General features: G+C 55.9%; 11 protein-coding genes. 1 reads left to right on the top strand and 10 read right to left on the bottom strand.

Annotated elements, in window-relative coordinates; all coding sequences use genetic code 11:
* Positions 1–52: 52 nt before the first annotated feature.
* The 4 genes from ligA to FWJ25_RS10910 all read right to left on the bottom strand — a co-directional run bounded on the left by ligA (position 53) and on the right by FWJ25_RS10910 (position 7,461).
* Positions 53–2,086, bottom strand: coding sequence for an NAD-dependent DNA ligase LigA (gene ligA / locus FWJ25_RS10925; RefSeq protein WP_149600316.1), 2,034 nt, complete (start codon positions 2,084–2,086; stop codon positions 53–55).
* Positions 2,087–2,160: 74 nt separating this feature from the next.
* A complete protein-coding gene (gene zipA, locus FWJ25_RS10920) occupies positions 2,161–3,153 on the bottom strand; it encodes a cell division protein ZipA (protein ID WP_149600315.1) in 993 nt (330 codons plus the stop codon).
* A gap of 128 nt (positions 3,154–3,281) precedes the next feature.
* The gene (smc, locus tag FWJ25_RS10915) at positions 3,282–6,776 is read right to left on the bottom strand and encodes a chromosome segregation protein SMC (protein ID WP_149600314.1); all 3,495 of its coding nucleotides are present in this window, start codon (positions 6,774–6,776) and stop codon (positions 3,282–3,284) included.
* A 1-nt stretch (position 6,777) separates the two neighbouring features.
* The gene (locus FWJ25_RS10910) at positions 6,778–7,461 is read right to left on the bottom strand and encodes a GntR family transcriptional regulator (protein ID WP_149600313.1); all 684 of its coding nucleotides are present in this window, start codon (positions 7,459–7,461) and stop codon (positions 6,778–6,780) included.
* Between the two features lie 290 nt (positions 7,462–7,751).
* On the opposite strand from FWJ25_RS10910, the gene FWJ25_RS10905 reads away from it, so the two are divergent.
* Positions 7,752–8,678: a GGDEF domain-containing protein gene (locus FWJ25_RS10905; RefSeq protein WP_149600312.1), complete on the top strand. Its 927-nt coding sequence runs from the start codon at positions 7,752–7,754 to the stop codon at positions 8,676–8,678.
* On the opposite strand, the gene rluB is transcribed toward FWJ25_RS10905, so the two are convergent.
* The 6 genes from rluB to sucC form a co-directional block, all read right to left on the bottom strand.
* Positions 8,675–9,655 carry a 23S rRNA pseudouridine(2605) synthase RluB gene (rluB, locus tag FWJ25_RS10900; protein WP_149600311.1) on the bottom strand — a complete coding sequence of 327 codons (981 nt, stop codon included), beginning with the start codon at positions 9,653–9,655 and terminating at the stop codon, positions 8,675–8,677. The genes FWJ25_RS10905 and rluB overlap by 4 nt on opposite strands.
* Positions 9,656–9,691: 36 nt before the next feature.
* Positions 9,692–10,321 (bottom strand): SMC-Scp complex subunit ScpB, encoded by a 630-nt coding sequence (scpB, locus tag FWJ25_RS10895; RefSeq protein ID WP_149600310.1) that lies wholly within the window; start codon positions 10,319–10,321, stop codon positions 9,692–9,694.
* A gap of 41 nt (positions 10,322–10,362) precedes the next feature.
* The gene (locus FWJ25_RS10890; RefSeq protein WP_149600309.1) at positions 10,363–11,196 is read right to left on the bottom strand and encodes a segregation and condensation protein A; all 834 of its coding nucleotides are present in this window, start codon (positions 11,194–11,196) and stop codon (positions 10,363–10,365) included.
* Between the two features lie 56 nt (positions 11,197–11,252).
* A complete protein-coding gene (locus FWJ25_RS10885; RefSeq protein ID WP_149600308.1) occupies positions 11,253–12,467 on the bottom strand; it encodes a tryptophan--tRNA ligase in 1,215 nt (404 codons plus the stop codon).
* Positions 12,468–12,585: 118 nt separating this feature from the next.
* Positions 12,586–13,458, bottom strand: a complete 873-nt coding sequence (gene sucD, locus FWJ25_RS10880; protein ID WP_149600307.1) for a succinate--CoA ligase subunit alpha — start codon at positions 13,456–13,458, stop codon at positions 12,586–12,588.
* Positions 13,458–14,624, bottom strand: coding sequence for an ADP-forming succinate--CoA ligase subunit beta (gene sucC, locus FWJ25_RS10875; RefSeq protein ID WP_149600306.1), 1,167 nt, complete (start codon positions 14,622–14,624; stop codon positions 13,458–13,460). The genes sucD and sucC overlap by 1 nt, the downstream gene beginning before the upstream one ends.
* Between the last annotated feature and the right edge of the window lie 4 nt (positions 14,625–14,628).

Raw genomic sequence — 14,628 nt, 5'->3', positions numbered from 1 at the left:
TGCCAGCCTGCGTCCCTGCATGGCTGGCACGGAAGGACCTATTCGGAAATAGTCAGTTGGCCATACCGTATTGGCCGAGAAGTTCAATCAGAGCTGATTCGTCACGAACTTCAACTCCCAGTTGCTCGGCTTTCGTTAATTTTGAGCCAGCCGCTTCACCCGCAACAACACACGCCGTCTTTTTTGAAACGCTGCCAGCTACCTTCGCCCCCAGTTTCTCCAACCGGGCCTTGGCCTCATCACGGGTCATGGCAGACAAAGTACCTGTGAGCACCCAGGTCTGACCCTGTAAGGGCTTTTCGCCCTCATGCACTTCCTCTTCCTGCCATTCGACGCCTGCCTGCTTCAGTGCATCCAGGGTTTCGCGGTTATGGGGTTGCTCAAAGAAACTGCGAATGTGGCCAGCAACGATAGGGCCCACGTCATTGACTGTTTGCAAGGTCTCTTCGTCTGCCCCGGCGATGGATTCGAGGGTTCCGAAATGGGATGCAAGGGATTTCGCGGTTGCTTCGCCCACTTCCCGAATGCCGAGAGCATAAAGGAAACGCCAGAGCACCGGGTTGCGAGCCTTATCGATCGCCGCAATCAGATTCGATGCAGATTTGTCCCCCATCCGCTCGAGGCCTGTAAGGTCTGCTTTTCTCAGGCGATAGAGATCAGCGACGGTTTCCACCAGCTCGCGGTCAACCAGAATGTCGATCCATTTATCTCCAAGGCCCTCGATATCCATCGCCTTTCGTGACGCGTAGTGACGGATAGCTTCCTTTCGTTGGGCCGGGCAGTAGAGACCACCAGAACAGCGCGCTACGGCCTCTCCTTCGATCTGTATAACGTCAGAGTCGCACACCGGACACTTCGAAGGGAGTACCACCCTGAGCGCGTTCGCGGGTCGCTTCTCCGGTACAACCTTTACCACCTGAGGGATGACATCGCCCGCTCTGCGGATGAATACCGTGTCACCGATGTGCACGTCCAGACGTTCGATTTCGTCCATGTTGTGCAGGGTAGCGTTGCTTACGGTCACGCCCCCGACGAACACCGGTTTCAGTCGCGCTACCGGGGTGACAGCGCCGGTGCGGCCAACCTGAAATTCAACGTCTTCAATGATGGTAAGTTCCTCCTGGGCAGGGAACTTCTGTGCAATGGCCCACCGTGGCGCCCTTGAGACGAAGCCGAGCTGGCGCTGGAGGTCCAGGCGATTGACCTTGAATACGATCCCGTCTATTTCATACGGCAACGAATCCCGCTTTTCCATCAGATCACGGTAGGCATCCAGGCAGGCCTGGGCGCCTATGGCTTTGCGCATTTCCGGGTTAATCCGGAACCCCCACTCTCTGACCCGTTGCAGGCCATCCCAGTGGTTGTCACCGAGATTCTGGCCTTCTGCTACGGCCACGCTGTAGGCACACATCTCAAGCGGTCGTTTCGCCGTGACCGTTGATTTCTTCTGCCGCAGGCTGCCAGCAGCGGCGTTACGGGGATTTACAAAGGTTTTCTCCCCCTGATCCGCCAGCCGCTTGTTCAGAGCTTCAAACCCCGCCTTGGGCATGTAGACTTCGCCACGGACTTCCACCAGTTCGGGGATTCCTGCTCCCCGCAGTTTTAGCGGGATCGAACGAATGGTGCGTATATTGGCGGTGATATCCTCACCGGCGTAACCATCCCCTCGGGTGGCTGCAACCGTGAGCACACCGTTCTCATAGGTCAGGCTGACGGCCAGGCCGTCAAGCTTGGGTTCGCAGACATACTCAACAGGATCTTCACTACCCAACCGGTCCCGAACCCTTCGGTCGAAATCTTCCAGCTCTTCCTCGCTGAACGCGTTGTCCAGAGACAGCATCGGGATACGATGAATGACTTCATCAAAAGAGGTTTCAGCAGAGCTGCCTACCCGTCGGGTCGGTGATTCGTCCGAGGCCAGTTCCGGATAATCCGCCTCCAGCTTTTGAAGTTCCCGAAACAGGCGATCGTATTCCGCATCCGGCACCCGAGGGTCATCCAGCACGTAATACTGATAGTTGTGGTTTTCAATCACCGACCTGAGTTCGTCAACCCGTTGTTTGATGTCCGGTGTGGCGTTGCTCATGAATGGTTGCTCTCGAATATCAAAAAAATGCCCGGAACGATCCGGGCATTGTCCAATCGGTTGTCACCCGTCGATCAGACCCGTCGGGAACGCTCTTTGCGTTCAAACTCGCGGATGCGCTGGCGACAATGCTCTATGGTTTGGGGTGTCATCACACTACGCCGTTCGTCCTTGAGCTCACCGCCCAGGTTACGCACCACGCACTGGGCGGTCTCCAGCATGAAGTCAAACGCCTGGAGGGCACTCGTTGGCCCTGGCATGCTCATGAAAAAACTGATTCCGGGGGTCGACAGGGTTTGCATATCCTCCGGCCGGAAGGTACCTGGTTCCACGGCATTTGCCACACTGAACTGTACCGGACTGGTGGTGTCTGATGATTCATGGCGGTGGTAAATATCCAGATCCCCGAATTCGAGACCACAGGCATCAAACAGTTTTTTCAGTGCGATACCCTGGAACTCATTTGCATCCCGGGCCAGGACGTTAATCACGATCACTTCCCTGGCCTCAGGGCGGTTTGCACCTGCTAACGGCTGGCTCCCCCGTGACGCAACATTTTCTCTGCGAGCGGTATCTTCCTCTACTTCGCTGGTGACGACAGGAGGCGGAACTTCCTGATTGTCCCCGGAAGCCTGGGCCACTTCAGGCTGATCGTCGTTGGCGCCCCAGCCAGCTTCAATCTCCGGTTCAAGATCATCGCGGGATGAGAAACCGGTATCGTCTTCTACGGCATTCTGCACGTCACTGTCGTCGGGTTCCTGAGCTGGCAGGCTATCCTTGACCGGACGGGTAGGTTTGGGGGGCGGCGTGGCAAATCGGCTGGGTTTCTCCGGTTTGACATACCCGCGCTCTTCCAGGGTTTCCCGGGAGATCGTCCTGGCACCGCCATTAGGCAGCTCCGGGTTGTACTCTTCGTCCAGCGGTGACTCTTCAAGATCATCGGCGCCCATTCCGGACGAAATGGCTATGGACTCTTTGCGAGCCCGCCGCATCCGTCGAACGCCGTCGATAACAATGCCGATGATAACCAGGGTACCGATGGCAATTAACCATTCCCTAAGTGACATAGTGCTGCTGTCCTGTTTGCAGATTCTGTAACGTTGCTACTCTAAGAAAAGCCCGTAACGAATACAACGCACACCCGGGCCAGATGGCGTTTTTGTCATGCTTGCCGATTTTCTACCCAGACATCGGATCAGGCCTCGGCAAGGGCCGCGGCTTCTTCCACATCCACCGAAACCAGACGTGAACAGCCCGGCTCGTGCATGGTGACCCCCATCAGCTGATCCGCCATCTCCATCGCAATCTTGTTGTGGGTAATGTAGATGAACTGAACTTGTTTGGACATTTCTTTGACCATATTGGCATAACGGCCCACGTTCGCGTCGTCCAACGGGGCATCCACTTCGTCCAGCATACAGAAGGGTGCCGGGTTGAGCTGGAAGATGGAGAATACCAGCGCAATAGCCGTCAGCGCCTTCTCACCCCCTGACAACAAGTGGATGGTACTGTTTTTCTTGCCCGGTGGCCGCGCCATGATCGCCACACCGGTTTCCAGAAGGTCTTCACCAGTCAATTCCAGGTACGCATTCCCGCCTCCGAAAACTTTCGGGAACAGAGCCTGCAGCCCACCGTTTACCTGATCGAAGGTTTCCTTGAAACGCTGGCGAGTCTCCCGATCGATTTTGCGAATCGCATTATCAAGAGTTTCCAGAGCTTCGATCAGGTCATCATGCTGGCTGTCCAGGTATGTCTTGCGTTCGCTCTGGACCTGATATTCTTCAATCGCTGCCAGGTTAATGGCTCCGAGCCTCTGAATACGATTGCCGATCTTTTCCAGCTCTTCAGCCCAATCCTTCTCGTTCGCCCCATCGGGCAACTGTTCCAGTATTTCCTGAAGTTTTACGTCCAGCTCTTTCAGCTGCTCCAGATGGTTACCCGAGCGTATCTCCAGCGCCTGGGACTCCATTTTAAGTTTTTCCAGACGTGAACGGACATCCTGAATTCTGTGATCGGTGCCGGTCCGGCCCTGCTCCTTGTCACGAACCTCCCGGTCGATTTCCTCCAGTGCATCCCGCGCCGCAGCCAGCTTTTCTTCTTCAGCCACTCGGCGGTCAAGCAAGCCTTCCAGCTGCATCTGAAGATCTTCCATAGGCTCTTCAGCACTCTCCCGGGATTCCCGGAGAATGTCCAGCCGCTCTTCAAGTCGTTCTTTCTGGAGCTGCATCCGTTCAATCGTCTGCCTGAGCGCATCCCTCTGGCTCGTGAGCGACTGTGTCTGCAACTGGAGTTGGTGGGAATGGTCCCGGTCGTGCCTCGCCTCCTGACGCAAACGATCCAGGTTCTCCCGCAGGCTGTCCCGTTGTTCCAGAAGACGCTCCTTTTCCTCGTCACTGTCTTCGGTCGCCATCAGGGCCTGCTGCCATTCCTCCCGGACATCCTCCAGGCTCTCCTGCTGGGACTCCCGGTTCATGGCAACATCCGCCAGATCCTCGCTGATGCGTTCAAGGCGGTCGTCGATTTGTTCAGCCCTTGCGCGCAAGCCACTGACCTGTGACTGCAAGCCGCTCAGCGCCCGCTCCGCATCGCCAAGAGCAGACTGGGCCTCCTCGCGAGCGGCCTCTGCGCGCTCGGCACGCTCCTGGTGTTCATCCAACTGCCCGGAAGCCTCTTCAAAGGCGGCTTCCGCCTCGGAAAGCTGATCGGTCAGCTCTTTGACCTTCTTCTGACGCTCAATCACCCCGACCTGCCCCTGATCAGAGTTCGGCATCAGTACCCAGTCCCGGGAAACCCACACGCCTTCCGGGGTAATTGCACTTTGCCCCGTGCTCAATGTAGCGCGAAGCCCCAGCGCATCCGACAAGGTGTCAACGGTCTCTATACCCGTTAGCAAAGAAGCTACACCATTAACGCCGGACACCTTGGCTGCCAGCCCGGTTCTGGTGGCGCCCGAATCCGATGCCGCGTCGACTACTGCAAGCCCCTTCGGAGCATGGCTGAAAGCTCCGTTAAGCGGTTCGATGCCTGCCAGAGACAATCCCTGAATGAATCGGCCGATTACCTGTTCAACCGCAAACTCCCAGCCGCTTTCAATGACCAGTTGGCTGGCAACCCGCGGAGAGTCGGTAAGACCGTGCTCCAAAAGCCAGTCCTGCAGTTCGTTATCCTGACTCCCCAGCTGTTCATCAAGCATCGCTTGTTGGGACTCCAGCGCAGCCCGCAACGACTGAACCCGCTGGCGCTGCTCGGAAACGGTCTGCTCTGCCAGCTTCTGAGCCTGACGGGCATCCTGCAGCTCTTCCTGAACGACACCAATCCGATCGGCGGCTTCCTCCCGACGAAATTCCAGGGTTTCCTGCTGCTCCAGCAGTTCCTCGAGTTCGGCACGATCAACCTGATCATCGAGCTGGGCTCGCTCGTCCTGCAGTTTCTGGTGGCGGGCAGACAGCTGTTCTATAGAGTCTTCGATTGACCGAATCCGGGACTCGGCAAGCTCGGCTTGTCTTCGGGCATCAGAGGAGCGGGAGCTGAATGCCTCCCATTGATGCTGCCACTGTGTCATGGCGTCTTCCGCCACCTGGAGTTTTTCTCCGGATTCCTCGGAGCGGATCGCCAGAGATTCCATTTCCGGCTCCATCATGTCCAGCTCTTCCTGGATCCGGGCCAGTTTGTCTTCGTCCTGCTCCAGTTCGCGGCTTACCTCCCGCTGGTTCGCCATCGCCTGATCCAGCTCTGCCGCGGTCTGGCGGCTACGCTCTTTCTGGTGCTCCAGGCTCTGCTCGATACGGGCAATGTCCGCACCCGCTTCGTAGTAGCGGGCCTGGGCGCGGTTAAAATGCTCCGTCCGGTCGTGATGGCTTTCCCGAAGTGATTCCAGAGACGTCTCGAGATTGACCCTCTCGGTAAGATGCTTTTCCAGTTCCAGTTCCGTATCCCGGATTTTTCCGCGCCAGGTTTCCAGATCATCATCCAGCGCCCGCCACCGCAGAACAGTCAGTTCCGCTTTTTTCTGGCGTTCATCTTTCTTGTACGATTTATACTTCTCGGCAGCGGCTGCCTGGCGTTCCAGATGCTGCAATTGCCGCCCCAGCTCCTCGCGAAGGTCGGTAAGGCGTTCCAGATTCTCCTGGGTACGGCGAATACGGTTTTCCGTTTCCCGTCGACGTTCCTTGTATTTAGAAATGCCCGCGGCTTCCTCGATGTAGATCCGCAGTTCTTCGGGTTTGGCTTCAATAAGCCGGGAGATCATTCCCTGCTCGATGATGGCATAACTGCGGGGGCCCAGGCCGGTGCCCAGGAACAAGTCGGTAATGTCCCGCCGACGGCATTTTGAACCATTGAGGAAGTACTCGGACTGCCCTTCCCGGGACACCCTTCGCCGCACGGAGATTTCGTTAAAACTGACAAACTCTCCCGGTGCTGTACCATCACTGTTATCGAAGACCAGCTCGATGGATGCCTGGCCGACTGGCTTTCGGGCACTGGAGCCATTGAAGATAACATCCGTCATGGATTCGCCACGCAGATACTTGGCGGAACTTTCACCCATGACCCAGCGCACAGCATCAATGATGTTGGATTTGCCACAACCGTTCGGCCCGACAACGGAGGTCATGTTGGTCGGAAAAGGCACCGTGGTCGGGTCAACAAAGGATTTGAACCCGGCAAGCTTGATGGATTTCAGGCGCATATCAGGCGCTCTCCTCCTCCCTGAGAATCTTGAGAACCTGCTGCCTCTGATGTTCACCGAAAGTCCGGATGACGGACTGAAGGCCTTCGGCATCATCACTGACTGCAGCGTCCGCTAACTGGCGGAAAAACGTCGCGGTGGCCGCGATATCCTCACGAAAATAATCCAGCGTCACGTAATAGGTACGACTTATGGCCGGACGGAAATTTTCCAGTGTTTCTTCAAGAAACGGATTTTCTACCAGCCGGTAGGCATAATGAATAAGCCCGAATCCGGCATCAATTACCTTCTCAGCGGCATCGGCACCGGTGGTATTAATGGCATCAACCACCGCCTGAAGTTCGCGTACCTGCCCCATCAGCCCACGGAGCTGGTCACCCGACCAGCGCTCCAGCACCTTCCTGCCCAGCATACACAGCAGATCGATATACATATCGTACAACGCATTGACGCTGTCCGCCGTCAAACTGGAGACCACCGCCCCACGCCGGGGAAAGATATTGACCAGGTGCCGTCGTTCCATAATCAGCAGCGCTTCGCGAACAGAGCCCCGGCTGACATTCAGCTCCCCGGCGACTTTGAGTTCCTGAATACGCTGCCCCGGCTTCAGTTCCCGGGTAACGATCCGTTGACCAAGATGCTGGGCGATTTGCTCGGACAGACTTTCAGGGGCCTGAAACCTCATAGAACCTGGTGCTCGCTTTGCAGACGACAGACTTACAAAGCGCCGAGTTTACCACAGCCTACCCGCATCCCAATCCCCCTTGTCGGACATTTTGATTGGTCACCAGAACCCTATGGCAATTATCTGCCGGATTTTTGGCAGCTCAGGCCAAAAATCCGAAATTTTGTTAGAACTCACTTGATATCTACAGCTTATCTTATTGTTTATACGTACTTTATATATTTAGGCACGGGATATGCTGAATACATGTTCAGTCACCTTTGAATCTGTCAGCGACCGAGTACACTCACGTGAAAAATATCCCGACTATCCAGCGCTCTGCTTCGCAGCCCAAAAAGCTCGCCGATTTGTGCCAGGCTCATCAGGAATGGGTCTCTGCGCCGGACGTGCTGACCCGACTCACCCGTCGCTTGTCCACCACTCTGGCACTGGAAACACAACTGGGCATTCTTGCTGAGGAGCTCGGCCAGATAATCCCATTTGATTCCATGAACTACCGTCACCGGATCAACCGTCAGGATTTCGTATTTTCCACCGGCATGGGTGGTCCACATCGCTGTGAATATCGTCTCAATCTTGAGGGCAACTGTTATGGCACGCTGCCCCTGAACCGTAGACAGCGCTTCAGCGAGGAAGAATTGCAGGGTGTAGAAACCATCATCAGCGTGGCAATCTGCCCGCTGCGCAATGCTTGCCAGTACCTGGCCATTGAACAGGCTGCCCTGACAGACGCCCTGACCGGCGTGGCCAATAAGCGAGCGCTGGATGAGGAACTGGCCCGCTGCAACCAGTTGGCCCAGAGGCACAATCAGCAATACTCGCTCATTTTGTGCGATCTGGATCATTTCAAGACGATCAACGACAACCATGGACACGTTGTCGGAGACCACGTGTTACGGATGGCGGCAGAGGCCATGGAACGCTCCTTGCGCACCTCGGATACGATCTACCGCTTCGGGGGTGAGGAATTTGCAGTGCTGTTGCCGTTAACCGGAGGGAAGGATGCCCGGGACGTAGCAGAAAGGCTTCGTATAGCGATTGGCAATATCAGGATAGACTGCGGCGACACCACGCTCTCGGTGACCACGAGTTGCGGTGTAGCCACTCATCTCCATGGAGAGACGACCGAACAATGGATCGCCCGGGCAGACGAAGCGCTGTATCAGGCGAAACACCTGGGACGTAACTGCACCCGGGTGTTTGCCTCAATCAGTTAACGGTGTTTGGAAGCTGGCTTGCGGGCGCTATCCCGACTATCCCGGCGCTTGCCCGGAGATTTGACAGGCTTGCTATCGCTGACCTGCCAGCTTTTGCCCCCTGCCTTTCGGCCCGCTTTTGCAGGAGCTTTACGGCGTTGGCGCTCCTGGGCCGCCTTCTCGTTCGGGGTCTTCTGTGGAATGGCGACCGGCGCGAGATCCACGGATCGACTCAGAGCGTCTACCGCCTTTTGATCAAGTTCTTCCCACTTTCCGAGCGTGAGTCGGCTCGGTAAAAAGGTAGAGCCGTACCTTACCCGCTTGAGTCGGCTGACCTTCACCCCCTGAGATTCCCACAAACGGCGAACTTCCCGATTACGACCTTCAAGCAACGTGACATGGAACCAGCGATTCATACCACTTCCGCCGGCCGGCGACACGTCCGTAAATTTCGCCATGCCGTCTTCAAGCAGGACACCTTCAAGCAGGCGCCCGATCATCGCGTCATCGACCTCACCAAAGACCCTCACCGCATACTCACGATCAATCTGACGGGATGGGTGCATCAGCCGGTTGGCCAACTCGCCGTCTGTTGTGAAAAGGACGAGCCCCGTGGTGTTGATATCAAGGCGGCCGATGGAAATCCACCGATGCTCTTTGAGGCGCGGCAAGCGATCAAACACCGTCGGGCGTCCCTCCGGGTCTTTGCGGGTAGTCACCTCACCTTCCGGCTTGTTGTAGATCAGGACCCGACGGACGATTTCTGCTGCCGAGGACACTTCAAGGCGCTTGCCATCAAGCTCGATATGATCGTCAACGGTGGCCTTTTGCCCCGGAGAAACCGGTTCTCCATTCAGCGTTAGCCGGCCAGCTTCAATCCAGCCCTCAACTTCCCGACGGGAACCAACACCTGCACGGGCCAGAAGCTTCTGGATACGTTCCGGCTCCTGCTGAGTCTCTGAACCATCTACGGGCTTTTTCGGGCGTTCTGACGCCATGAATCAAATCCTTTACTGAGAGACACGCTGGCCGTGTCAATGAAGTGTCTTTTCGTCTGAATCGTCGCTTTCAGGAGATTCAAACTCGATTTCCGCTTGCATGTTCTTTTCAATCTCCCGGCCAATCTCCTCAAGATCCCGCACTTCGGATAGTGGAGGCAGCTGGTCAAGACCGTTCAGATTGAAATAGTCCAGAAACTGCTTGGTAGTGGCATACATCGCGGGCCGTCCGGGAACATCGCGATGCCCGACAACACGCACCCACTCTCGCTCAAGTAGTGTGCGAATGATATTGCTGCTTACCGTAACGCCCCGTATATCTTCAATTTCACCCCGGGTAATAGGCTGACGATAGGCAATCAGTGCCAGGGTTTCCAGCAACGCCCGGGAATATCGCTGGGGCTTCTCTTCAAACAATCGTGCTACCCAGGAGGCATATTCCTCTCGTACCTGAAGACGGTAGCCACTGGCCACCTGGCGCAGTTCAAAGCCCCTTCCCTCGCAGGCCTGCTCCAGCAAAGCCATCACATGTTCCATCACCTGCCTTGCCGGCCGCTCATCTTCGGTGAACAATTCACGAAGCTGCTCTAGGGACAGAGGCTTGCCTGCCGCCAGCAATGCCGCTTCGGTAATCGCCTGAATTCGCCTCAGATGTTCATCATTCATATCCGTTAATCCAGTTCCGGTTATTCTCGTACCGCCGGGTATCAGCCTGTTGACCTGGCTCTGACATGAATGGGGCCCAGGACTTCGGCCTGAACCACTTCGATCAACTGCTCCTTGACCAGCTCAAGGGTAGCCAGAAAGGTCACCACCACACCCAGCTTGCCTTCTTCTGGAGTAAACAGGCTTTCAAAGCTGACAAAACGGTCGTCCTGAAGCACCGAAAGTATCGCCGACATCCGCTCCCGGGTAGACAGCTTTTCCCGTTCCACCTGGTGGCTGGTAAACAGGTCAGCCCGCTGCAAAACTCCACGCAGGGCCAGCAGCAACTCCTTCATATCAACATCGGGATGGGGCTGGCTGGATGGCAGTTTGGGCAACGAAGCAGATGCCACAAAATTATCCCGTTCGAGACGAGGCATCTGATCAATATCTTCAGCGGCTTTCTTGAACCGCTCATACTGTTGCAAGCGTCGGATCAGTTCAGCCCTGGGGTCCAGCTCTTCCTCGTCTTCACTGGCCTGACGAGGTAACAGCATCCGCGACTTGATCTCCGCCAACGTCGCTGCCATCACCAGATACTCAGCGGCCAGCTCAAAGCGCATGGACTCCACCACATCAATGTAGTCCATGTACTGGCGAGTGATTTCACTGACATCAATGTCCAGAATATCCATGTTCTGGCGTCGAATCAGGTACAGAAGAAGATCCAGCGGGCCCTCGAAAGCTTCAAGAAACACCGCAAGGGCATCAGGCGGAATGTAGAGATCCTTCGGTAGATCCACCACCGGCTTGCCCGACACCAGTGCAAGCGGAGACTGCTCTGATGCCTGGACGTCTTCTGCAACGTCTGCCGTAACCGTGGTGTCGTCCGTCATGCCCTATCTCCGGAGGAGGACTTCATTTCCGCTGACTATACCTGCCAGACGTCAGATCAGCGATAGCCCAGGCCCATCGCTGCGCGGACTTCGTCCAGAGTATCCCGGGCTGCGTCCCTTGCCTGTTCGCGACCTTCCTGCAAAATCGAATGAACGAGGTCGGGGTTGCTTTCATACTCCCGGGCTCGTTCATGCAGAGGCCGCTGTTCTTCGATGATGGCATCGATCAGCGGCTTTTTGCAGTCAAGGCAGCCGATACCGGCGCTACGACAGCCGTTCTGCACCCATTCCTGAGTCTCGCCATCAGAATAGATCTTGTGCATGCCCCACACCGGGCACTTCTCCGGGTCACCCGGATCGGTCCGGCGTACACGCTGCGGATCGGTCTGCATGGTGCGGACTTTCTGGGCAACAGTGTCCGGCTCTTCCCGAAGACCGATGTAATTGTTGTACGACTTGGACATCTTCTGTCCATCAAGGCCCGGCATTTTCGATTCTGGAGTCAGCAGGGGCTGCGGCTCCGGCAGGATGACCTTGCCGCCACCTTCGATATAGCCATAGAGGCGCTCCCGATCACCCAACGAGATGTTCTGCTGTTCTTTCAGCAAAGCCCGGGCGGTCTCGAGCGCATCGAGGTCACCTTCTTCCTGATAACGCTTTTTCAGATTCCGGTAAAGCTTGGCGTTCTTCTTGCCCATCTTGCCGATGGCGGTTTCCGCCTGTTCTTCAAAGCCCGGTTCGCGGCCATAAATATGATTGAAGCGCCGCGCTATCTCACGGGTAATTTCCACGTGGGATACCTGGTCTGCCCCCACAGGTACTTTACCTGCCCGGTACATCAGAATGTCCGCACTCTGAAGCAACGGATAGCCGAGGAAACCGTAGGTCGCCAGGTCTTTCTCCCGGAGCTTTTCCTGCTGGTCCTTGAAGGTGGGAATACGTTCAAGCCAGCCCAGCGGCGTAATCATCGACAACAGCAGATGCAATTCTGCGTGTTCCGGCACCTGAGACTGAATAAACATGGTGGAGGAACCCGGGTTTACGCCGGCCGCCAGCCAGTCAATAACCATGTCCCAGACACTCTGTTCAATCCCAGAGGGGTCGTCATATTGCGTAGTCAACGCATGCCAATCAGCTACAAAGAAGAAGCACTCGAATTCGTGCTGAAGTTTCACCCAGTTTTTCAGCACACCATGGTAGTGGCCAAGGTGAAGCTTGCCGGTCGGACGCATGCCGGACAAAACTCTTTGCTGGGAATCTACAGAACTCAAAGCGCGAACTCCTTCTTTTAAATGTTATCTGGCCATGATGCGCATGGCGATTCGGCATTATAAATAAAAAACCCCCGCACTGCAGAGCAGAAACGGGGGTTTTGACGAAAGAAGGGGCTTACCAGCCAGTCACTTCCTTCAGAGCCTTGCCGATATCGGCCAGACTGCGCACGGTTGTAACACCGGCGTCTGCCAGGGCAGCAAACTTCTCGTCTGCAGTTCCCTTACCACCAGAGATGATGGCACCTGCGTGACCCATACGCTTGCCCGGAGGCGCAGTAACACCAGCGATATAGGAAACAACAGGCTTGGTTACGTTCTCTTTGATGAACGCAGCCGCTTCTTCTTCAGCGGTACCACCGATTTCACCAATCATAACGATGGCTTCGGTTTCCGGATCTTCTTGCAGAAGAGCCAGGATATCGATGAAGTTGGAGCCAGGAATCGGGTCACCACCGATACCAACACATGTAGACTGGCCGAAACCGAAGTCAGTCGTCTGCTTGACGGCTTCGTAAGTCAGGGTACCGGAACGGGACACGATGCCGACCTTGCCCTTCTTGTGGATATGGCCAGGCATGATGCCGATCTTGCACTCGTCTGGAGTGATCAGACCCGGGCAGTTAGGACCAATCATGCGAACGCCTTTACGATCTACGTATTCTTTGGCGTACAGCATATCAATGGTCGGGATACCTTCAGTGATGCAAACGATCAGCTGAATACCAGCGTCGGCCGCTTCAATGATGGCATCTTTACAGAACGGAGCCGGTACGTAGATAACGGTGGCTTCCGCACCGGTTTTCTCAACCGCTTCGCGAACGGTGTTGAATACCGGCAGGCCCAGGTGCTCGGTGCCGCCCTTGCCGGGGCTAACGCCACCAACCATCTTGGTGCCGTATGCAACTGCCTGCTCAGAGTGGAAAGTACCCTGCGCGCCGGTAAAGCCCTGGCAGATAACCTTGGTGTCTTTATTGATCAGGATGCTCATTATTTACCCCCTGCGGCTTTAACGACTTGCTCTGCGGCATCCGCCAGGCTGCTGGCGGCGATGATGTTCAGGCCACTTTCGGCGAGTACCTTGGCACCCAGCTCAGCGTTGTTGCCTTCAAGACGAACCACAACCGGAACCTTAACACCAACTTCCTTAACAGCACCGATGATGCCTTCCGCGATCATGTCGCAGCGTACGATACCACCGAAGATGTTAACCAGAACCGCCTGAACAGCGTCGTCAGACAGGATGATCTTGAACGCTTCGGAAACGCGCTCTTTAGTAGCACCGCCACCTACGTCCAGGAAGTTTGCAGGTTGGCCACCGGACAGCTTGATGATGTCCATGGTACCCATGGCCAGACCAGCGCCGTTAACCATGCAGCCGATGTTGCCTTCGAGGGCAACATAGTTCAGCTCCCACTTGGCTGCTTCTGCTTCACGGGCATCTTCCTGTGAAGGATCGTGCATTTCGTGGATTTTCTTCTGACGGTACAATGCGTTGCCGTCGATACCAACTTTGGCATCCAGGCAGTGCAGATCACCAGCCGGCGTGATAACCAGCGGGTTGATTTCTACCAGTGCCAGGTCGCATTCTTCGAACAGCTTCGCCAGACCCAGGAATATCTTGGTGAACTGACCGATCTGCTTGCCTTCCAGGCCCAGTTTGAAAGCCAGTTCACGGCCCTGGTACGGCTGAGCGCCAACCAGCGGGTCGATTTCTGCCTTCAGGATTTTCTCAGGGGTCTCTTCTGCAACCTTCTCGATTTCAACACCACCTTCGGTGGATGCCATGAAAACGATACGACGGGTGCCACGGTCAACAACGGCACCGAGGTACAGTTCCTGATCGATGTCAGTAAGGGATTCAACCAGAATCTTGCTAACCGGCTGGCCATTTTCGTCAGTCTGGTAAGTTACCAGGTTCTTGCCCAGCCACTTTTCGGCAAACTCGCGAATCTCTTCTTTGCTTTTGACCAGCTTTACACCGCCAGCCTTACCACGGCCACCAGCGTGAACCTGAGCTTTAACAACCCAGCCATCACCGCCAATCTGGTCTGCTGCGTCAGCAGCTTCTTTCGGAGTATCGCAGGCAATGCCCTGGGATACGGGCAGGCCGTATTCAGCAAACAGCTGCTTGCCCTGATATTCGTGCAAATTCATAGTT

Source organism: Marinobacter salinexigens (genome assembly GCF_008370345.1).
GTDB classification, from domain to species: Bacteria; Pseudomonadota; Gammaproteobacteria; order Pseudomonadales; family Oleiphilaceae; genus Marinobacter; species Marinobacter salinexigens.
This window is presented reverse-complemented; position numbering and strand designations above follow the sequence as displayed.

Bases quoted from the DNA above. Each gene is read 5' to 3' on its own strand.
- ligA (WP_149600316.1), bottom strand. From the start codon at position 2,086: ATGAGCAACGCCACACCGGACATCAAACAACGGGTTGACGAACTCAGG.
- zipA (WP_149600315.1), bottom strand. From the start codon at position 3,153: ATGTCACTTAGGGAATGGTTAATTGCCATCGGTACCCTGGTTATCATC.
- smc (WP_149600314.1), bottom strand. From the start codon at position 6,776: ATGCGCCTGAAATCCATCAAGCTTGCCGGGTTCAAATCCTTTGTTGAC.
- FWJ25_RS10910 (WP_149600313.1), bottom strand. From the start codon at position 7,461: ATGAGGTTTCAGGCCCCTGAAAGTCTGTCCGAGCAAATCGCCCAGCAT.
- rluB (WP_149600311.1), bottom strand. From the start codon at position 9,655: ATGGCGTCAGAACGCCCGAAAAAGCCCGTAGATGGTTCAGAGACTCAG.
- scpB (WP_149600310.1), bottom strand. From the start codon at position 10,321: ATGAATGATGAACATCTGAGGCGAATTCAGGCGATTACCGAAGCGGCA.
- FWJ25_RS10890 (WP_149600309.1), bottom strand. From the start codon at position 11,196: ATGACGGACGACACCACGGTTACGGCAGACGTTGCAGAAGACGTCCAG.
- sucD (WP_149600307.1), bottom strand. From the start codon at position 13,458: ATGAGCATCCTGATCAATAAAGACACCAAGGTTATCTGCCAGGGCTTT.
- sucC (WP_149600306.1), bottom strand. From the start codon at position 14,624: ATGAATTTGCACGAATATCAGGGCAAGCAGCTGTTTGCTGAATACGGC.